The organism is Porticoccus litoralis (assembly GCF_030676955.1).
GTDB lineage: Bacteria > Pseudomonadota > Gammaproteobacteria > Pseudomonadales > Porticoccaceae > Porticoccus > Porticoccus litoralis.
In genome coordinates this window covers 524,542-543,640 of the sequence record NZ_JAUUUU010000001.1, presented here as the reverse complement: position 1 = coordinate 543,640, position 19,099 = coordinate 524,542, and the positions used below count along the sequence as shown (strand labels likewise).

19 protein-coding genes are annotated in these 19,099 nt (G+C 51.8%); 12 read left to right on the top strand and 7 right to left on the bottom strand.

All coding sequences use genetic code 11. The annotated features are described in order from the left end of the window. Positions 1-62: 62 nt before the first annotated feature. The 6 genes from ald (at position 63) to Q8A57_RS02735 (ending at position 7,248) form a co-directional block, all read left to right on the top strand. The gene (gene ald / locus Q8A57_RS02760) at positions 63-1,178 is read left to right on the top strand and encodes an alanine dehydrogenase (protein ID WP_305169391.1); all 1,116 of its coding nucleotides are present in this window, start codon (positions 63-65) and stop codon (positions 1,176-1,178) included. A gap of 109 nt (positions 1,179-1,287) precedes the next feature. Then, positions 1,288-1,995 (top strand): TetR/AcrR family transcriptional regulator, encoded by a 708-nt coding sequence (locus Q8A57_RS02755; protein ID WP_305169390.1) that lies wholly within the window; start codon positions 1,288-1,290, stop codon positions 1,993-1,995. Between the two features lie 120 nt (positions 1,996-2,115). Continuing rightward, positions 2,116-4,470, top strand: a complete 2,355-nt coding sequence (locus Q8A57_RS02750; RefSeq protein WP_305169389.1) for an efflux RND transporter permease subunit — start codon at positions 2,116-2,118, stop codon at positions 4,468-4,470. A 61-nt stretch (positions 4,471-4,531) separates the two neighbouring features. Further along, on the top strand, positions 4,532-5,335 hold the full coding sequence (locus Q8A57_RS02745; protein WP_305169388.1) for an outer membrane lipoprotein-sorting protein: 804 nt from the start codon (positions 4,532-4,534) through the stop codon (positions 5,333-5,335). Beyond that, entirely contained in the window at positions 5,332-6,561 is a 1,230-nt protein-coding gene (locus Q8A57_RS02740; RefSeq protein ID WP_305169387.1) for a hypothetical protein, read from the top strand. Before Q8A57_RS02745 ends, Q8A57_RS02740 begins: the two co-directional genes overlap by 4 nt. A 132-nt stretch (positions 6,562-6,693) precedes the next feature. Then, complete coding sequence (locus Q8A57_RS02735) at positions 6,694-7,248, top strand: flavodoxin (protein WP_305169386.1); 555 nt, start codon at positions 6,694-6,696, stop codon at positions 7,246-7,248. A 21-nt stretch (positions 7,249-7,269) separates the two neighbouring features. On the opposite strand, the gene cmoB is transcribed toward Q8A57_RS02735, so the two are convergent. Genes cmoB through Q8A57_RS02715 form a run of 4 tightly spaced genes read right to left on the bottom strand, consistent with a single transcriptional unit; the run spans position 7,270 to position 12,285 of the window. Further along, positions 7,270-8,238, bottom strand: a complete 969-nt coding sequence (cmoB, locus tag Q8A57_RS02730; RefSeq protein ID WP_305169385.1) for a tRNA 5-methoxyuridine(34)/uridine 5-oxyacetic acid(34) synthase CmoB — start codon at positions 8,236-8,238, stop codon at positions 7,270-7,272. Between the two features lie 2 nt (positions 8,239-8,240). Continuing rightward, positions 8,241-8,966 carry a carboxy-S-adenosyl-L-methionine synthase CmoA gene (cmoA, locus tag Q8A57_RS02725; protein WP_305169384.1) on the bottom strand — a complete coding sequence of 242 codons (726 nt, stop codon included), beginning with the start codon at positions 8,964-8,966 and terminating at the stop codon, positions 8,241-8,243. Further along, a complete protein-coding gene (locus Q8A57_RS02720; RefSeq protein WP_305169383.1) occupies positions 8,963-9,367 on the bottom strand; it encodes an acyl-CoA thioesterase in 405 nt (134 codons plus the stop codon). The genes cmoA and Q8A57_RS02720 overlap by 4 nt, the downstream gene beginning before the upstream one ends. Continuing rightward, positions 9,367-12,285, bottom strand: coding sequence for an insulinase family protein (locus tag Q8A57_RS02715; RefSeq protein WP_305169382.1), 2,919 nt, complete (start codon positions 12,283-12,285; stop codon positions 9,367-9,369). Before Q8A57_RS02715 ends, Q8A57_RS02720 begins: the two co-directional genes overlap by 1 nt. Before the next feature lie 157 nt (positions 12,286-12,442). On the opposite strand from Q8A57_RS02715, the gene Q8A57_RS02710 reads away from it, so the two are divergent. Further along, positions 12,443-12,883, top strand: coding sequence for a bacteriohemerythrin (locus tag Q8A57_RS02710; protein WP_305169381.1), 441 nt, complete (start codon positions 12,443-12,445; stop codon positions 12,881-12,883). Here the strand turns inward: Q8A57_RS02710 and Q8A57_RS02705 are convergent. Then, entirely contained in the window at positions 12,860-13,822 is a 963-nt protein-coding gene (locus Q8A57_RS02705) for an AEC family transporter (protein ID WP_305169380.1), read from the bottom strand. The genes Q8A57_RS02710 and Q8A57_RS02705 overlap by 24 nt on opposite strands. A gap of 355 nt (positions 13,823-14,177) precedes the next feature. Here Q8A57_RS02705 and Q8A57_RS02700 point away from each other — a divergent pair, with 355 nt between their 5' ends. Further along, entirely contained in the window at positions 14,178-15,098 is a 921-nt protein-coding gene (locus Q8A57_RS02700) for a DMT family transporter (protein ID WP_305169379.1), read from the top strand. Between the two features lie 351 nt (positions 15,099-15,449). Beyond that, a complete protein-coding gene (locus tag Q8A57_RS02695) occupies positions 15,450-16,535 on the top strand; it encodes an SEFIR domain-containing protein (RefSeq protein WP_305169378.1) in 1,086 nt (361 codons plus the stop codon). An 80-nt stretch (positions 16,536-16,615) separates the two neighbouring features. On the opposite strand, the gene Q8A57_RS02690 is transcribed toward Q8A57_RS02695, so the two are convergent. Further along, a complete protein-coding gene (locus Q8A57_RS02690; protein ID WP_305169377.1) occupies positions 16,616-17,092 on the bottom strand; it encodes a macro domain-containing protein in 477 nt (158 codons plus the stop codon). A 249-nt stretch (positions 17,093-17,341) separates the two neighbouring features. Between Q8A57_RS02690 and Q8A57_RS02685 the strand changes: the two genes are divergently transcribed. Further along, positions 17,342-17,626 carry a hypothetical protein gene (locus tag Q8A57_RS02685; protein ID WP_305169376.1) on the top strand — a complete coding sequence of 95 codons (285 nt, stop codon included), beginning with the start codon at positions 17,342-17,344 and terminating at the stop codon, positions 17,624-17,626. 75 nt (positions 17,627-17,701) lie between these two features. On the opposite strand, the gene Q8A57_RS02680 is transcribed toward Q8A57_RS02685, so the two are convergent. After that, on the bottom strand, positions 17,702-17,896 hold the full coding sequence (locus tag Q8A57_RS02680) for a YgaP family membrane protein (protein WP_305169375.1): 195 nt from the start codon (positions 17,894-17,896) through the stop codon (positions 17,702-17,704). Between the two features lie 117 nt (positions 17,897-18,013). Here Q8A57_RS02680 and Q8A57_RS02675 point away from each other — a divergent pair, with 117 nt between their 5' ends. Then, a complete protein-coding gene (locus tag Q8A57_RS02675) occupies positions 18,014-18,664 on the top strand; it encodes a DUF502 domain-containing protein (RefSeq protein ID WP_305169374.1) in 651 nt (216 codons plus the stop codon). Between the two features lie 17 nt (positions 18,665-18,681). Beyond that, positions 18,682-19,080: a hypothetical protein gene (locus tag Q8A57_RS02670; protein ID WP_305169373.1), complete on the top strand. Its 399-nt coding sequence runs from the start codon at positions 18,682-18,684 to the stop codon at positions 19,078-19,080. Positions 19,081-19,099 lie beyond the last annotated feature (19 nt).

Below are 19,099 nucleotides of genomic sequence, written 5' to 3'. Positions count from 1 at the left end.
ATAGAACAAACAATGGTCTGGTCATAAGCCATGGCCTGAAAACGCTCGAGAAGGGGGCTGGTATGCGAGTTGGTATACCCAGGGAAATGAAAAATTACGAGTACCGGGTGGGGCTAACACCTACTTCGGTTCGGGAGTTGGTCAGTGCTGGACACCAGGTGCTGGTGGAGAAGAATGCTGGTAAGGCCATCGATTTTACCGATGAACAATATCGGGCAGCGGGTGCATCCATTGCCGCTACCCCTGAAGAGGTGTTTACCCACGCCGACATGATTATCAAGGTCAAGGAACCCCAGGCGGATGAGTGCCGTATGCTGCGGCCAGAGCAGGTGCTCTTCACCTACCTGCATTTGGCAGCGGATTCGGCCCAGGCACAACGTCTGCTCGAATCCGGGGCTATCGGTATCGCTTACGAAACCGTTACCGATGATCGGGGTCGCTTGCCCCTGTTAGCCCCCATGTCGGAAGTGGCGGGGCGTATGTCGGTGCAGGCCGGTGCCCACCATCTGGAGAAAGCTCAGGGCGGTCGGGGTGTTTTGCTCGGTGGAGTGCCAGGTGTCGCTCCCGGCAAGGTTGTGATTCTTGGCGGCGGTGTCGTGGGTGCCAATGCCGCCAGGGTAGCCGTTGGGTTAGGTGCCAGTGTGACCATACTTGATCGTTCAGTAGACCGTTTGAGGGAGCTGGAGCAGCAGTTTGATGGACGTGTCATTACACTGTATGCAACCACTTCGGCCATTGAAGAGGCTGTTAGCCATGCGGATCTGGTGATTGGTGCTGTGTTGGTGCCCGGCGCCTCTACGCCGAAATTGGTTACCCGGGAAATGATTGGCACCATGAACCCCGGCTCGGTCGTGGTGGATGTGGCCATCGATCAGGGCGGATGTTTTGAGACATCGAAGCCGACCACCCACCAACAACCTACTTTCGTGGTGGATGACGTGGTTCACTATTGTGTATCCAATATGCCAGGTGCTGTGGCCCGCACCGCGACCCAGGCTCTGAATAACGTTACCTTGCCATTTGTGTTGAAGCTGGCAGAAAGCCCGGTTGGCGCACTGTTTCAGGATGCCAACCTGCGCAATGGGCTGAACATTCATTCTGGCCGGGTCACCCACAAGGGCGTCGCCGATTCCCTGGGTTACCCTTATCAGGACCCATTTGAGGCACTGAAAAAATAGGTTCTGTGTTGAGGTTGCCGCTGTTGGTTTGTGTCGACAAATTCGTACGGTTTTTTTGCGGAGTTTCATCAAAGCCAGCTTTCTCCATCCTTCACCGCTTCATGACAACATGGCTTCCGGTTCGCTTCGTCTGACAGGCTATGAACGGACGTTATGGTTGACAGCAGTTTGGATTGAGATATATATTTTACCAATCGGTAATAAATTAAGTGTTTCGATGAAGCTGTCAGAAAGAAATAAAAGCGTGGGACGGCCCAGAGGGTTTGAGGAAGAACGCGTACTTGAAGCGGTGATGAACACGTTTTGGGAGAAAGGATACGAAGGGACATCGTTCAAAGATTTGTTTGAAGCAACCGGTTTGCACAAGGCAAGCCTGTATCAGGCATTTGGTGACAAGCATCAATTATTTCTGAAGGCGCTTGGTTTTTACATTGAACAGACATTTAAAGAAGTAGCCGCGAGCGCTTATTCATCTGACTCTCCCATGGAAAATCTCCGTTCGCTACTCAGCGGAATTAACACCCTTTGCCTTAAGGGTAATGGTTGTATGTTATTGAATTCATTGGTTGAAGTCGCGCCGCATGACCCGGATGTCAAGGAGATGATCGAGCGCAGTCATACCATCAAAAAACGTTTTTTAGCCGACATGATCGATAAGGCCCAGCGCAGTGGCGAAATTACCACCGAACAGGACCCGGAAAGATTGGCTGCTATTTTAATGGTAGCTTTGGCGGGGGTCGCGGCAACGGTAAAAGGGTTTTCGGGCGCTGATCATACAAGTCAGGTATTAGAAGATATTTTGGCTAGCTGGGTTTAATTTTAGCCACATAAGGCGGCTGTAAAACGTAGAGCCGGGGTCGAGCCTGGTTAACGCGGCGCTTTTGTTACATTTTTTTGTCGCATTTATTACTATTTGGTAAAAAATAAGGGTTGAATCATGGATCGGTATTTTGACGCGGTGGACAGGTTTTCCGAGAAGCTAACACGAGCCATTATTCGGTATCGCTGGGTGGTCATTCTTGCCGCTGTCGCAGTGACAATTGGTATTGGAACAGGGATGTCCCGATTGGAATTTGCTTCTAATTACCGGGTGTTTTTTTCCGATGAAAATCCGGAGCTGTCTGCCTTTGAGAATCTCCAGGCAACCTATACCAAGAATGACAATATTTTGTTTGTGCTCGAGCCGGAAGAGGATACGGCATTTACCAATAACACGTTGGCCGCTGTTGAAGCGCTGACTGCAGAAGCTTGGAAAATTCCCTTCGCTATCCGTGTCGATTCCATCAGCAATTTCCAATACACCAGTGCCATTGAAGATGATCTGATCGTGGAAGATCTGATTATCGATGCAAAAAACCTCACGCAAGAGGAAATGCAGTCACGCAAGGTGATTTCAGTGGATGAGCCTTTATTAGTGAATCAGCTGGTGACGCCCACAGGAGCAGTTACTGCCATCAACGTGGTGCTGCAATACCCTGATCAAAGTCTCACCGAAGTGCCCGAAGCCGTAGAAGCCGCCAGGCAATTACGTGATCGGATCAGCTCGGAGTTTCCCGGTATTGATATTTCCCTAACGGGCGTGTCCATGCTGAACAACAGCTTTTCCGAAGTGGGCATGATCGATGCCGGTACTCTGACACCGCTGATGTTTCTCGTGATCCTGGTGATGACATGGCTGATCCTTCGCTCTCTCGCAGGAACAGTATCTGTTCTGCTGGTTATTCTATTCTCGAGTATCGTGGGCATGGGAATAGCAGGGTTTTTTGCGATAAAACTGACGCCAATTTCCATGAGCGCGACCACGGTGATTTTAACCCTTGCGGTGGCTGACTCGATTCATATCCTGATTTCTCTGCGCAGCCTGCTGCGGGATGGCATGTCAAAGGTAGATGCGATAGCAGAGGCTGTACGTCTGAATTTTATGCCGGTAACCATTACGTCAATCACAACGGTTGTAGGGTTCCTGGCCCTGAACTTTTCTGACTCCCCACCTTTTTGGCACCTCGGCAACATCACCGCTACGGGAATTGCCGCCGCGTGGCTGTTCTCCCTGACATTGTTGCCGGCGCTAATGAGTGTATTGCCCATCAAAGTGAAAAAAGTTCACGAACGTGAGTGGTCGCAAGTGGCGATGACACGGCTGGCCGACTTTGTGATTGCGCATTACCGTAGGTTGTTGGTGGGTGCTTGTCTGATCGTGGTCGGTTTTATGGCCTGCATCCCTTTGATGACGTTCAATGATCAATGGGTGGAATATTTTGATGAGCGCGTGGCATTTCGAACAGATTCCGACAAGGCGTTAAAGCATTTTGGCATGTATCCCATCGAGTATTCAGTGCCTGCATTAAATCCCGGTGGCGTCAGTGAGCCAGAGTACTTGGAGAACCTTGAAAAATTTGTTCAGTATTTGCGCACAAGGCCTGAGGTGAAGCATGTTTACTCCATCTCAGACATTATGAAGCGCCTGAATAAAAATATGCATGGTGATGATCAGTCGTTTTATCACATTCCAAAAAATCGCGAGTTGTCCGCACAGTATTTACTGCTCTATGAATTGTCCTTGCCCTACGGACTTGATTTGAACGACCGCATTAATGTGGACAAGTCAGCCACAAGGGTAACGGCGACCTTGCGCAAAGTGACGACCTCCGAAACGAAAACATTCCTGGCGGACACGCAAGCATGGATGGCTGAAAACTGGCCTGAATATATGCAGTCGCAACCAACCAGTGCCCAGGTCATGTTTACCTATATTACAGATCGCAATGTCGACAATATGATTAGCGGAACTCTGGTGGCGATTATTGCGATTGCATTGATTATGGTGATTGCCTTACGCAGCATCAGGTTGGGCCTGTTAAGTATGATACCCAACGGGCTGCCGCTCCTGATGACCTTTGGTGCCTGGGCTGTGCTCATTGGCGAGGTAGGCTTCTCAGTGGCAACGGTGGCTTCTGTATCATTGGGTATCATCGTCGATGATACCGTGCACTTCCTTTCCAAATATGTCAGGGCACGGAATGAACATGGCATCTCGGTTGATGATTCGATACGTTATGCCTTTCGCAATGTTGGCGTGGCCATTTTGGTTAACACGATCATCCTGATCATCGGTTTTTTTGTGCTGACAACGTCGGCCTTCAAAATGAATGTGGATATGGGATTGATGACCATCTTATCCATTCTGTTTGCCCTGTTGCTCGATTTCCTCTTTCTTCCGGCGTTACTGTTGGTGATGGATAAGAAAAAAGTGGATACAGAACGTGCTCAGGCAGTAGCAGAACGAACATAAAACAAATGATGAAAATAGAGATTTTTCTTTTCCAAAGATGAAAAAAATAAAGGTGAAATAGATGACACAGTTACAGATATTGACTGCCGCCGTTTTATCGATGGTGAGTGTTGTGGTGGCCTCGCCAGCACTTTCCCAGACGCCTGAAGAACATGGATTTGATGTGGCGGCGCGCTCGGATCGTTCCGATCGCGGTTTTGGTGACAGCAAAGCTGAAATGACCATGGTTCTTCGCAATGCCGCAGGACAGGAGTCTGTTCGGAGTATGGATTTCACGACGCTGGAAATACCCGATGAATCCGTAGGTGACAAAAGCCTAGTGTTATTTTCAACGCCAAAGGATATCGAAGGAACAGCATTGCTTTCCCATGCCAAAATTCTTGATCCGGATGACCAGTGGCTCTATCTGCCGGCGCTAAAGCGCGTGAAGCGAATCTCTTCCCGGAATAAGTCTGGCCCATTTGTCGGTTCAGAGTTTGCCTTTGAAGATTTTACCGCCAGCGAATTAAATAAATTCAGTTATAAATACTTGAGGGAAGAGCCCTGCGGAGACTTGGTGTGTGATGTGGTAGAGCGTTACCCCCGTTATGAAAATTCAGGTTATACAAAACAGATTTCCTGGGTGGACACCACCGAATATCAAATTCGTAAAATTGAATTCTATGACCGCCGTGGCAGCTTGCTTAAAGAACTATTGTTTGAAGATTACAGAAAATATGACGATAAATTCTGGCGGCCCCACCGTCTTGTGATGAAAAATATACAGACCAATAAAAGTACAGATTTAATTTACGGTGAGTATCAATTTGGCGTCGGATTAACCGACAACGATTTTGTAAAAGGCCGCTTGTCCCGTTTGCGATGATGGATTTAAAAAACAGCCTTCGTACGTCGATGCCGGGTTTACTTGCTGCGCTGATGCTGGCCATTGTTGCCAGTCACGCACTTGCCGGTGATTCTGAGTGGGATTTTTCCGGAAATACTGCACTGCAGTTGCGGGGTTTCTCTCAAGACGCCTTGTGGCCTGGACAAAATAGCAGTGATTTAGAGGTGTCCGTCTCGGCAGAATGGGAAGCTCGCTGGCGCAGTGAAGACGGTGATCAAAGGGCGTCGTTTATCCCCTTTGCCCGTTGGGATGAAAACGACGAGGAGCGACGTCACCTTGATCTTCGCGAAGCCTATTGGGCTTTTGAGGGCGATCAATTTGAAGTTCTGGTCGGTTTCAACAAGGTTTTCTGGGGCGTGACAGAATCGGTTCACCTAGTAGATATCGTCAACCAGACTGACCTGGTCGAAGACATCGATCAGGAAGACAAGCTGGGGCAACCCATGGTCAATCTGGCTGTGCAGAAAGACTGGGGATTGCTTAATGTCTACCTGCTTCCCTACTTCAGGGAACGCACATTTCCCGGTCTGGATGGCCGCTTTCGCTCCCCCTTGCCCGTCGATTGGGATGATGCTGACTATGAATCCGGTGCTAAAGAAAAGCATGTGGATGTTGCGCTGCGCTACAGTCACTACTTTGGCGACGTGGACATAGGCCTTTATTATTTCCGCGGTACCAGCCGTGAACCCAGGTTGTTGCTTGCCGACAATGGGCGTGAGCTGAAACCCTTTTATGATCAGATTGACCAGGTGGGGCTCGACCTGCAATACACCAGAGACGCCTGGTTGTGGAAGCTGGAGGCTATCGTCAGGGATGGCTTTGATGAAACCTTTGCGGCCGGTGTCGCAGGGTTTGAATACACCTTTTACCAGGTGAATGAGACCGATGCCGACATCGGCATTTTGCTGGAATATCAATACGATGAACGCTCTTCTCTGGAGCCGGTATCCACAGCGGACAATGATGTGTTTATGGGCGTTCGCTGGTCCTTAAACGATCCGCAGGATACCGCCATTCTGGTGGGCGCGGTGGTCGATAAAAAAACCTCGGAAACATTCTTTAACATAGAAGCCGAGCGGCGTTTTGGTGACAGTATTTCTCTGGAGCTGCGCCTGCGGACCATCACCAATGCGGAACAGGATGAGCCACTCTACTCGTTTAGTCGGGATGACTACATCCAACTGCAACTCAGCCGCTATTTTTGAATAAGTAGATTGTGGAACCTGCTTCCGCGGGTTGTGTCGCCAAATTTTCTGTTCTCCGGCAGTTGTTTCCAGATACCTAAGCTGGGAAAATTCGCGCTGATTTTTTCAGTGGCATTCTATCCAGGGGCTTTAGTGACCACAGTATCCAGCAAAATTGGCTTGTTTTTTGGCAGTGACGAGGGCAACACCGAGTCCGTTGCCCATCGCATTGCGCGCCGACTGGGTGAGGACGTGGTGGACATCCACGATATCGGCGAAGTCACCCAGTTGGAGTTCCTGGACTATGACAAGCTGATTCTCGGTATCCCCACCTGGGACTTCGGTCAGATCCAGTCCGATTGGGAGGATTTCTGGGAAGATGTGGAAGCCCTCGACTTTTCTGGTAAAACCGTGGCCTTTATTGGCCTCGGCGACCAGTTTGGTTACGGTGACTTTTTTCTTGATGCCATGGGCATGCTTCATGATGTGGTGGAACGCAGCGCGGATCGCATTATTGGCCACTGGCCTACCCAGGGCTACGATTACGATGCATCCAAAGCTGAGATTCCGGGTCAGGGCCTGTTTGTGGGGCTGGCCATTGATGAGGACCAGCAGCCCGATCAGACTGCCGAGCGCCTTAACCGCTGGTGCGTGCAGATTCACGCTGAGTTTGGGCTCGATACCCCCGTGATCGAACTGGACGACTGATCGCCAGCCATCGTTTCTTCTTCAAGATTCAGCCAGGAATACCGCTCTAATCGGCCCCGGATGGCCTTCAATAGTCCGGCTATGGTCCGCCGGGTCGAGAAAATCTGGCAGCGACTCAAAGGTCATCCACTCGGTCGGTCGCTGTTCTTCCACGGTGGTGGGGGTGAAGTCCACCATGCGCGGATTGGCAAAGCCACATTTGCGCAGCCAGGACAGCATGGTATCCGGGCTCGGTAGAAACCAGACATTGCGCATCTTGGCGTAGCGTCCCTCGGGTACCAGCACTTCACCCAATTCCCCTTCGATGACCAGCGTTTCCAGTACCAGCTGTCCGCCTGGGCGCAGGCAGTCTTTCAGTTCCCGCAGGTGATCCATGGGGGCGCGACGGTGGTAAAAAACGCCCATGGAAAACACCGTATCAAAGGCCTGTAAACCCTCCGGCAACTGCTCGATACCCACCGGCAGCACGTCCGCCGGGCAGTCGCCAATGAAGTGTTTCATAGCGTAGAACTGGTGCACGAATTTACAGGATGGATCGATGCCAATCACCCGCTGGGCACCTTCGCCCAACATGCGCCAGCAGTGGTAGCCGTTGCCGCAGCCCACATCCAGCACCAGCCTGTCTTTGAGGGGCGCCAGGTGTGGTGCCACCCGGTCCCATTTCCAGTCAGAGCGCCACTCGGTATCCAGGTGCAGACCGAACAGGTTGTAAGGGCCTTTGCGCCAGGGGTGCAGTCCCATTAGCACTTCGCGAAGTTGCTTTCGGGTAGCTTCGTCGCAGTCGGCGTCGTCGCCAATAGTCACGCTGTCTTTCAGGTCGATGTGGGATGGCAGCAGGCCTGGTAATTGTTCCAGCACCGCCTGCCAATCTGGCAGGTCGCCCCAGCGTTCCACGGCCATGCCGTCGGCGACCTGTTGCGGTAGTAATTCCGCCCAGGGTGCGAGGGGGCCTTCGGCCAGTTTGGCGATCAGTGGGGCAAAGTCGATCATGGTTATTTAATGGCGATGAGTGAGGCGAAATTAAAGCACTGGAACCAGACGTCGACGCTGCTGAAACCGGCATCTCTGAGTCGTTGGCGGTGGACGGCCAGGGTTTCTGGCACCAGCACGTCTTCCAGCGCCGAGCGCTTCTGGCTGATTTCCAGATCACTGTATCCGTTGGCGCGTTTGAAGTTGTGGTGAAGTTCTATCATCAGTTGCTGGTGTTGCGGGTCCTCGAAAGCGACTTTTTCCGACAGTACCAATACGCCGCCCGGTCGCAGGCCGTCGGCGATGTGCTGGAGCAGTTCACTGCGCTGGGCCACGGGAATGAATTGCAGGGTGAAATTCAGCACCGCCATGGAAGCATTAGTGACCTCGACATTTTGTACGTCGTCGAAGAGCAGTTCCACCGGTACTCTGCCATCGTCCTGTGCCAGCACCTCGCGACACTGGGCGAGCATGGCCTCGCTGTTATCCACGGCGATGATCTGACAGTTGTCGTGGGGAATATGATGGCGCATGGCGATGGTAGAGGCACCCAGGGAGCAGCCCAGGTCGTAACAACGGCTGCCGGATTGAACATATCTTTCTGCCAGTGTGCCGGTCATGGCGATGATGGTTTCATAGCCGGGCACTGAGCGCTTGATCATGTCCGGAAACACCGAGGCTACTGCCCGGTCAAAGCGGAATCCGGCAATGCTCAATTGCGGCGTGTCATAAATATTGTCTTTGCTCATGCGGGGCTGTTTTCCAGCAGGTGTGGTTGCAGCAGAAGACGGACCTCTTCGGGAATGGGTTGGGAAGTCTGTTGCCGGTAATCGAACCACACCAGCACAGCTTCTCCCCGGGCGACCAGCTTGTCATGTTGGAAAGCCTGCTGCTCGACGGTAAAGGATTTGGTGCCGATTTTCTGAATGCCCGTGCGGATCGTGACTCCACCGCCGAGATGGATCTGATCGATAAAATCCACCTTGATGCTCGCCAGAATCATCGGCCAGTCGTCCCGGGTCAGGCGCGGGTGTACGAGGCGGAAGAGGTCCGCGCGCGCCGCCTCGAACCACACCGGTAACACCGTGTTGTTGATATGGCCCAGGGCATCGGTTTCCGAAAATCGCGGATCGATATGAAACTCGAACACTAAAGGGATACCGGGGTCAGTTTCAGCGCATCCGCCAGCTTGGCCTGGTCGGGGTTGGTGATCACTGCGGTACTGGCACGCTCCGGTGTCAGGTAGGTGGCAGCGACACGTTTCAGGTCGTCCAGTTGTACCTGGCGTACGCGGTTCCTGAAATTCTCTCGCACCTCACGGGTGCGGCCGAACAGTTCAGCATGGAATGTTTCTTTGGCCTCTCCAGCGGGGGAGCCGGGTTTGTCCAGGCTGCCAATCACACCCAGAATGGCTTCCTCCACCTGCTGCCATTCGTGGCTTTCGTTCTGTAGCCAGTCGAGTGCGGCATCAAAGTCGTTAAGAGTGCCTTCAATTCGCGGGTCCCGGTAGGAATAGAAACGGAAGGCGCCGACATTGTTTTCCTGGCTGGCGCCGCCGCCGTAGGCACCGCCCTGTTCGCGGATGGCCCGGTGCAGGTAGCCATTGCGCAGGAAACCACCCAGTACGGTCAAGGGCGCAGCATCCGGATGAGCCGTGGGCACCGTGGGATAGGCTTTGGCGCAGAAATTCACCTGGGTATTTGCCTTCCACAACTCCGCCACGGGCTGATTAACCCCGGGTTGGCTGAATGCCTGGAAGCCGTCTGAAGTACCCCCGCTGGCATGTTGTTGCAAGGTCTGCCTGTAATCCGCCAGTTTTTCTTCCTCACCCACCAGCAGGTATTGCCTGGGTGCGTTCAGTATTAATTGATGAATCTCTACCAGTTGCTGGGCCAGCCTCTCCAGTTCGCCCGAGTCAGCCAGAGCGGCATCCAGTTGTTTGATATATTGGATGCCTGCCAGTCCGCCCCAGTGATGGGTGAGCCGTGCTCCCGGGCTGATGCCGCTGGATGCTGCCGTCATGGCGAGGCTGTGACCGTTGCCGGTGACACTGCTTTCCCGGCGGGCGCGTGTTTGGGCAATCAGTTCGCGGATACGGGATAGTTCGTCAAAATGCACGCTTTCCAGTGTCGCCTGCATCAGTTCGCTCAATTCCCCGTGGTTGTTACTCAGCCCCTTGGCGGACAGGGTCATAAAGCCCGACAGGTGCTGCACATCATCGGGTTTACCGCGAACACTCGCATAGGCATTAATGCTGCCACACACCCGTGACTGCCACAGCTGGGTGCCCAAATAATCCTTGTCGCCCACGCCCAACTCGGTGAGGCTCTGGCAGTAAATGGGCAGTAAATCCAACTGCTCATTACTAAAAGTCGGCAGCGACAGAATGACCTGCTGGTACACCAACCCATTGGTGCCAGCGCTGTAGCGGGTCAGAGGCAGGGGACTGGTTTGTCGATCTGTAGCCGACACATAGGCCATTTCCGGGGGAACGTCTTCCAGACCTACCTTGGGCAAAATGGATTCGTCGTCCTTTCTTTCTTGCCGCTGTTTCAGGGCCTCGGCACGCGCCACGACCGCCTGCTTACCCTCTGCATCAAGTTTGTTCTTGATGGCCGCCAGCTTTTCAGCTTCCAGCGCTTCCCGTTGCGCTGACAGTTGCGTATCGGGAGACATGGTGAGACGCACCCGATGCAAATTGTCCAGTAACAGCCGACGGGTGAGCTGTTTGATGTATTCCGGGTCCTGAATATTGGCGCGCAGTTTCTCCAGTACCGGGTCCAGGTTCAGCAGGGCGATAGGGTCACCCCGATGGGTGGCACTGGTCAGGGATGTGAGGATCAGTTGCAGGCCGTAGGGGTAGCTGTCGCCGCCAATTTCCCGCTGCTGCAGTTCCAGTTGATGCAAAGAGGCTTCCAGTTGCTCCTGGGGTATACCGTTTTCAGTAACTTCCCGCAAAACGTCCAGCACCAGCTTTTCGAGGTCGTCGGCACGGTTGCTTTCGCTGCCCTCAATACCACACAGGAAACAAAGCTCCCGCTGGGAATCATCCAATCCGCACATGGGGGAGGGGGAGGTGCCGAGAGAAGTGGTTTCCAGGGCTCTCTGCAAAGGGGAAGCACTGTTATCCAGTAGCACACTGCACAGCAGGTGCGCTTCCATGCTGGCCTCCAGATCGGTAGCTTTGCCCAGCAGCCAGCCCATGACAATATGGGTTTTCTCGTCGGCGCTGCCTTCCTCGTTAAAGGCATAGGGCTGCTCTACGGTGAGGGGTTCCCGGTAACGCTGTTCATCGGGAACAGCAATATGCACGTCGAGCTTGTCGAACCGGCTCAACGCCTTGGCTTCAAAGCTTTCCTGTAACTCTGCCGCCGGAATATCCCCAAAGGTCATGAAAATAGCGTTGGACGGGTGGTAGTGGGTTTTATAAAAACTTTTCAGTTGCTCGTAGGTCAGGTCGGGAATACAGGCCGGATCACCACCACTGTTGTAGTGATAGGTGGTGGTGGGATACAAGTATTCGCACATGGTATGCCACAGGGTGGAAGAGACCGAACTCATGGCCCCCTTCATCTCGTTGTAGACCACGCCCTTGTAGACCAGTGGTGAGTCGGGGTTTTCCGGCTCGGCAAATTCCACCCGGTGGCCTTCCTGGCAGAAGTCCAGCTCATCCAGACGGGAGAAGAACACTGCGTCCAGGTAGACATCGAGCAGGTTGTTGAAATCCTTACGGTTCTGGCTGGCGAACGGATAGGCGGTCCAGTCGGAACTGGTAAAGGCGTTCATAAAGGTGTTGAGGGAGCGCCGAATCATCATAAAAAACGGGTCGCGCACCGGGTATTTCTCGCTGCCACAGAGTGCCGTGTGTTCGAGAATATGGGCGACACCGGTTGAGTCATGGGGCACCGTGCGCAAGGCCACCAGAAACACGTTTTCCGGGTTGTCGGTGCTGATATGGATGTGTTGGGCGCCGGTTTTGCGATGGCGGTATTCCGCCACATCAATGTTTAGTGACTCCACACGCTCGCTGCGCAGAAATTCGAAGGCAGGGTGTGCCTGTGCACTCATAGAAGACCTCAATCGGGTGTTTGGGTAAAAAAGTTATTCTACCTTTGGGCTGGAAGGTTAGCCATGTTACAGGGAATGCAATCCGAGTTGATTTTCATCATCTCGAGACACCCCGTTTTCGTGTAGGTTGAAACTCCAACGTTGGAGGGTGCTTGCTATGCTCGATCATCACAACATTCCCAAAGTAGACCTTTCTTTCCTGAATCGCGACCATCAGGAAGCTCTGGATATCAGTAACCACCTGGAAATCTTGCTCAGCGAGGGTTCGCCTCTGGACCATGCCGAGAAAATAGAGCGGGAGTTTGCCAAATTACTGGACCACCACATCGTGCATTTTGAACATGAAGACCGGGAAATGGAGAAATACGGTTTTCCCGCTTACGAATTGCATGTGGCCGAGCACCGTCATGTGCTTGAAGACATGGGTAAAGAACTGGGGTATTGGCGAAGTCACCGGGATGTGGCGCGGCTGAAAGACTACCTGCTCACGGAATTCCCGCGTTGGTTGATGAATCACCTGGTCAACATGGATACCGTTAGCGCTACTTACATCAGCCGTGTTCGCCACAATGACCTAGACCAGGCCAAGGGCTTTTAGTGCCAGAAGCCCGCTGGTAACGGTAAGGATGCCGAGTAGTGTCGACAAGACCACCATATTGGCGGCCAGCTCGCCGTTGCCGCCCATGGCCCGCACCTGAATAAAACTCGCCACGGCGGTGGGTGAGGATGTCAGGAAAAACAGAATTCCCATCGCCATTCCCTCAACGCCCAGCCAGGCAGCAGTGCTAACAATCAGCACCGGCATTGCCACCAGCTTCAGCAGCGCAGCACCCAATGTACTGGCCCCGGAGTGGGACAACGCACTCAGGTTCATGGAAGCACCGATGCACAGCAGCGCCAGCGGCAATGTCATCTGAGCAAAATAATTGCCGGTATCCTCCAGCAATTTCGGCAGCGGCAGACCGCTGAACTTCATCATAAAGCCCAGCGCAATACTGATTAGCAGTGGGTTGCGCAGAGTATTCCGCAACATGCGTCGCAGTGGTGATTGGCCGTCGTCACTCTGCAGCGGGTTCAGTGCCACGACCGCCAGCACGTTGTAGAGCACCGTCAACAGGGCGATGGGCACTGCTGCTGTCGCCAGCCCCACCTGACCGTAGGCGTTGTTGCAAAAGGCCAGGCCGATGACGGCCAGATTGCCGCGAAAAGCCCCCTGCACAAAAATGCCTTGTTCCGCACTGGTGCTGGTCAGCCACTTGCCCACTGGCCAGGACAGGCCAAACAGCAACAGAGTTAGTGGCACCGCCACCAGCAGTGGCAGCCCCATATCAAAATTACTGAGATCGGCCCGGTAAATACTCAGGAACAACACCACCGGCAGGCCGACGTTGAACACCAGGTTGGATGCGGGTTTGACAAATTCGTGTGGCACCTGGCCGATGCGTTTCAGGAACAGTCCCAGCAGCACCACCAGAAAAATAGGGCCGGTAATGGAGAGGGCAAAGGCGAGCAGGGCAATGGGGGAGGATTCGTTCATAACATCGGGTTGAAAAAACAGGTCGCTATCATACCAGCCCGCCCGGTTGGACAGTATGTCTGGTTTATTACCACGCCAACGTTATTTTTTGGCATTTTCGCTTGTCCGCTCAGGAGTTGTGCGGGTATAGTTTCACGACATTAACTCAACCAATGACAATTTTTATGTGTCTGTTTTTCGCCAAACCAGTTGTGGCCATGCCAGTGCAAGCAATGCGCTGGATGCGACCCTGTGCGGCGGAAAAATGAGTTAGTAGAACTTTTATTTTTTCAAAGGCCGCAGATAACCCCTCTGCGGCCTTTTTCGTTGTTGGCCCCAGATTGAGGAATAGCGGCACGTATTCGGGAGAATACCCATGCGGGTACAACTAGCCTATTTACTGGTGATCATGATCTGGGCCACCACACCACTGTCAATCAAACTGGGCGGGCAATCCTTCAGCCCCATGGCGGGCCTCAGCCTGCGGATTCTGCTCGCCGTTCTGGTGGGCAGTGTCATCTGCACCATCGGCGGTTACGCCGGTCTGAATATTCGCCGCCACTGGAAACTCTATGCCGCGGCCTCCCTGGGTATTTTTCCTAACATGGCACTGATCTACGTGGCGGCGGACTACATTTCCTCCGGCCTGATCTCGCTGATGTTTGGTCTTGCGCCATTTTTCACGGCGGTGCTCACACGCCCAATTCTGGGGGAAAGCGTCCTGCAGCCCCGCAAGTTGTTGGCCATCGCGCTAGCCGTGGTCGGCCTGGTGTTCATTTTTTATGATCGCGCCAGAATGGGGGAGCACGGCGCCATCGGCATCGGGCTGATGTTGCTGTCCAATGTCGTGTTTTCCTCCAGTTCTCTGCTGATAAAAAAGCTCAATAAAACCATGACCGTGCCGCCGATGGAGCAGGCCCTGGGGTCCATGGCATTTTCACTGCCGGGGTTGCTGATTACTTGGGTGGCCATTACTGGTGTCGGCCCCATCCATTACACGCCAATAGGGTTGGCATCCCTGTTGTACCTGTCACTGTTTGCCTCACTGGTGGGCTTTGCTGCCTATTACTACATCCTCAACCACATGGCGGTAGAAACCGTGTCGCTGATACCGCTGATCACCCCGATTCTGGCGATGCTGCTCGGCGTCTGGGCGGTGGATGAAGTCGTCACCCTGACCATGCTGGCGGGGGCGGGGCTGATTCTGGTGGCGCTGGTGATTCACCAGAAGTTGTGGGTGTTATTGGCGAGGGGCAAAAAACCGCAAGCAGATAATGAGCAGGCTGTGGAGCACTGAGCGGGCATCCGGCATGGCGCACAATCAGGGACTTTTGTAGCGGCGGGAGTTATGGCTTAATCGTTGGCAGACCAAAGGAATGGTGACACTCCTCCTTGAAAAAAGACCAGTGGAAGGCCTGTTCACCATTCCCATCTTTTTTTGGTCACACAGTAAATATTTGCCCTGATAATTGATTAGCCAATAGAGCTGAAAAACACTTATTCTATTTTAATCAATGGGTTATATTTTTTTGGGTTGCCCCGATAACTTGTTATCAAGGCGCCCCGATAATAATGATTATGAGGCCGAAGGCCTCATAAACAGACTGTTAAGTGTCTAGTCTGCTATATAAGTAATCTGGGATAGAAAATGACAAAAAAGGTATTTATTAGTTACGCGCACGAGTCTGAGCAGCTCTCGGATTCTGTTTTATCTCTATCTAATTATCTGCGCAGCAAAGGCATTGATTCAGAAATTGACCAATATGAAGAAGCTCCCCAGGAAGGGTGGCCCAAATGGATGGCGAGACAAATCCAGCAAGCCGATTACGTATTGGTTGTTTGCTCTGAGTTGTTATATAAAAGAGCAAATGATCATTCAGGGGATGAGAGCGGCCTTGGCGTAAAATGGGAAACAACTTTAATTCTTCAGCACCTGTATACTCTAAATTCAAAAAACGACAAATACATTCCAATCATAGCGAATAATGCCGATACAAAGCATATTCCTCTTCCTTTGCAACCATATACATATTATCAATTCAATAACCAAGAAAGCTTAGAAAAATTAAAGAATAGAATATTGGGTCTTTCAAAATCAAAAAGACCAGATTTGGGTACAGAGCCGGAAGTTGAAGCATCCATAAAACCTCTTGACCCTAAAGAAAGAAAATCAATGTTTTTTAGTAGCATAATAGACGTTGATTTGTGGAATAAGGCGAAGTGGAGAGGGATGGCATTTGTAAGCGATCCAAGCTTGCAAGCTGCTCCTATTGCGGGGTTTGTATTCGAAGATGATGCTGCTGGAGAAGAAATATTTTCATCATTAAAAAAACAGTTTGGTGATGTAGATAGTGAAGATGAAATCAGACTTAGTTTTATTGGAGAAATATCTGATAAAGCCCCTTTAGACTATAAGGTTCACATTGGATCTGAGTGGCAGGCAATCGTAAACAAAATGGAATCGGCAGGTTTAAACCCACATGAATCGCTTTTTGTGGGGGTTACTCGTATACATGAAATGAATCCTCCAGTAGGCTCTAAAAACCTTGAAGTATTCAAACATGCCTATAACTATTTTAAGAAATACTACATCACAAATATCAAAGTAATAGATGGGCAACTGCAACCTGAGTTTCATAATCTTATAGAAAAGAAGAAAGTGCATTTTAGAACCAAATCGGATGTTATAAAAAACCCGAATGATGAAGATATTGTCGTATTTGGTCGTGAATAAAGCACTTAACAAGCGGCTGCTAGGGACTGCATTATGCTGCGCTCCATGCAGCCCCAGAGCCGAGCGTTAATAGCTACCTATCAAGCCACTTCCCCAGCCACATATGTCTCATAAACCTCAATCGCCGCACCACAGTCGCCCAGGTGATTCTCAATCAGGGGTTTGACGTCATCCCAGTCGAGTCCGCCAACACCGGTCGCCAGCTTGGGTAGGGCGACACTGGTCACACCCTCCTTTTCGATTTCCTGGCGCAGTGCGCGCAGACTGTGATTGACATGGGGCAGACTGGATTTGCCCGGCTTTTCGCCGTGGCCGTAGGCGGCTTCTTGGGTCAGCAGCGCGGCAATGCGCGTGCCGCTTGCTCCGGCCCATACCCAGATATCCCCTGATTTTGGGTGGCTAACCTGGCAGAAATGGCGAAAGTCCTTGTACATGGCAGGCCACTGTTCTCTGAGGGAAAGCGCCAGCCCCTGACCAAAATTGTCATTGGGTGCCACGCTGTGGACAATCAGTTGTGCTTTGCTCTGAAGGATGTCGCCTTTTACGTAATTGATCATTCATTTACTCCTGGTTGATGGTTCTCTCTTTTCATAGTGCGCTTCCCCAACAGCGACCTTATTGACCTGGATCAGCCGCGCCTATTAGTACAGGGTCACGAGTTCAGACGAAGGCATCAGAGTGTTTTTTCCCCACATGGTAAATGTTGTATTCTGGCGGCCTCCCTGAAAGGTGGTGTCACTGGCTGAGGCCTATTGCCCGCTTGATAGGGTATGGTCAGGGCGCTGATAGTTGAGAAGGTTCAAACAATGGTTCCACCCACACCGGAGCAGCCGGCGGAAGATTCTGCTGAAGCCAAAGATAAAAAATATAACGAGCTGCTGGAGAGCTTCTTAAACGATGAGAAGAATGCCGCGCTTGCCAAGCACCCGGAGTTACGCGCTGCTTACAAGGCTCAGGAAGTTTACGAAATCTATTTTCTGAAGGGCGCTACGGACGAAGTGGGCCTGGTCGAACTGAAAAAGAAGATTGCCCAGAAAATTGTGGGTGAGCTGGTTTACGGTAAAGGATCAGACGAACCGGGAAAGAAATAGAAAAAATAAAGGAAGGCGGTATTGCCCGGCGGGCGACCCTTTCCTTCCCTTATCTGGATTGTTGTTTCGCTACTTTTACCCTTTCTTCATTGGGCAGGTGCTTAGCCCAAGTATGGAATAGAGCGGACAATTGCTGATCAGGCCGGTTGCCAGAGGCACGATACCAATCCAGCCCCAGGGTGTTTGCGGGCCCACAAATACCAGTGCAATTAACACCAGTCCGGCCACAATGCGAATGACTCGGTCGACAGTTCCGACATTGGTTTTCATGTTGTGCTCTCCATTTTTGTGCGCCCAGTGTAGATGTGCTGAGGCAATTCTGATTTGATAGACATCAACTCCGCCGTGTTTCTCCGGCCCCGCCGATATCTGTTTTGAGGATAGACCATGCAACGTGTTCGATCATTTCTTACCCTGACAATTCTGGGTGGGTTGATGGTAGTGCTCCCCATCGCGCTGCTGGCGATGATCTTCGTGTGGTTGTTTGGGGTGATTTCCGATCTCATCAGTCCGCTCACCGGGCTGTTGCAGCAGGAAACGGCGCTGAACGAGTTTGTTGCCTTCCTGGCGGTGCTGGGGATTATTCTTGGCGCCTGTTTCGTGGTGGGGCTGCTGATCAAAACCCGCCTCGGTGGCTGGATGCACGGCCATCTGGATGGCTGGCTGGCGAAGCTGGCACCGGGTTATCGCACTATTCGTGAAATTGTTTCCCAATTGCTGGGAGGTGGCAGCGAGGACAGCCTGCTCAAGGGACAGGCGGCACTGGCAAAAATTTTTGGCCCGGATTCGCCGACCACCGTCACCGCCATTGTTACCAGTCGTCACCCCGATGGCGCTTTTACGGTGTTTGTGCCCACTGCACCAATTCCGACCTCTGGTCTGACTTATCATTTGCCGGAGAACTGTGTGCAGTTGTTGCCTCATGTGACGGTGGAAGAGGCCATGCGCACCATCATCTCTTGCGGCTCCGGCTCGGCTGAAATGCTTGAGAAAAATAAACGCGAAGCTAAGAAAAGGCTGGCGGACTACGAAGAGTAAAAATCAAGGAGGAATTCGTGAAGAAAATATTGTTATGTGTCTTGTTTCTCTCTTTAGGTAGTACAGATTTATATGCTGAAGATACATTAGAGAGCTTAAAAAGTTATGGATATAGACTCTCAGAATCAACTGAAAATGGAGCTGTTAGGTTTGTTTCTGTAATAAAGACAACAGAATTTCCACTAAGGGCTTATAAATTAACTTTTAGGACTGCCTTGACAGAATTAATGTCTTTGCCAAATGCGGATAAAGATCAGAAAGCATTTATTGCTAACCGAGCAAGGACAGAGCTATGGGAGACAAAATTTTGTACTCTAGAATTGGTCTCATTAATGAAAATAAACCAAATCGATTTGGTTTCAGGTGATTTGACCAACCCAGAAGGTAAAACGCAAAGTCTTGCTGTCTGTATGTGATAAACACAATATTTGGCGA

Coding starts and splice junctions, on each gene's coding strand:
- ald (WP_305169391.1), top strand. CDS start 63: ATGCGAGTTGGTATACCCAGGGAAATGAAAAATTACGAGTACCGGGTG.
- Q8A57_RS02755 (WP_305169390.1), top strand. CDS start 1,288: ATGGCTTCCGGTTCGCTTCGTCTGACAGGCTATGAACGGACGTTATGG.
- Q8A57_RS02750 (WP_305169389.1), top strand. CDS start 2,116: ATGGATCGGTATTTTGACGCGGTGGACAGGTTTTCCGAGAAGCTAACA.
- Q8A57_RS02745 (WP_305169388.1), top strand. CDS start 4,532: ATGACACAGTTACAGATATTGACTGCCGCCGTTTTATCGATGGTGAGT.
- Q8A57_RS02740 (WP_305169387.1), top strand. CDS start 5,332: ATGATGGATTTAAAAAACAGCCTTCGTACGTCGATGCCGGGTTTACTT.
- cmoB (WP_305169385.1), bottom strand. CDS start 8,238: ATGATCGACTTTGCCCCACTGATCGCCAAACTGGCCGAAGGCCCCCTC.
- cmoA (WP_305169384.1), bottom strand. CDS start 8,966: ATGAGCAAAGACAATATTTATGACACGCCGCAATTGAGCATTGCCGGA.
- Q8A57_RS02715 (WP_305169382.1), bottom strand. CDS start 12,285: ATGAGTGCACAGGCACACCCTGCCTTCGAATTTCTGCGCAGCGAGCGT.
- Q8A57_RS02710 (WP_305169381.1), top strand. CDS start 12,443: ATGCTCGATCATCACAACATTCCCAAAGTAGACCTTTCTTTCCTGAAT.
- Q8A57_RS02705 (WP_305169380.1), bottom strand. CDS start 13,822: ATGAACGAATCCTCCCCCATTGCCCTGCTCGCCTTTGCCCTCTCCATT.
- Q8A57_RS02700 (WP_305169379.1), top strand. CDS start 14,178: ATGCGGGTACAACTAGCCTATTTACTGGTGATCATGATCTGGGCCACC.
- Q8A57_RS02695 (WP_305169378.1), top strand. CDS start 15,450: ATGACAAAAAAGGTATTTATTAGTTACGCGCACGAGTCTGAGCAGCTC.
- Q8A57_RS02690 (WP_305169377.1), bottom strand. CDS start 17,092: ATGATCAATTACGTAAAAGGCGACATCCTTCAGAGCAAAGCACAACTG.
- Q8A57_RS02685 (WP_305169376.1), top strand. CDS start 17,342: ATGGTTCCACCCACACCGGAGCAGCCGGCGGAAGATTCTGCTGAAGCC.
- Q8A57_RS02680 (WP_305169375.1), bottom strand. CDS start 17,896: ATGAAAACCAATGTCGGAACTGTCGACCGAGTCATTCGCATTGTGGCC.
- Q8A57_RS02675 (WP_305169374.1), top strand. CDS start 18,014: ATGCAACGTGTTCGATCATTTCTTACCCTGACAATTCTGGGTGGGTTG.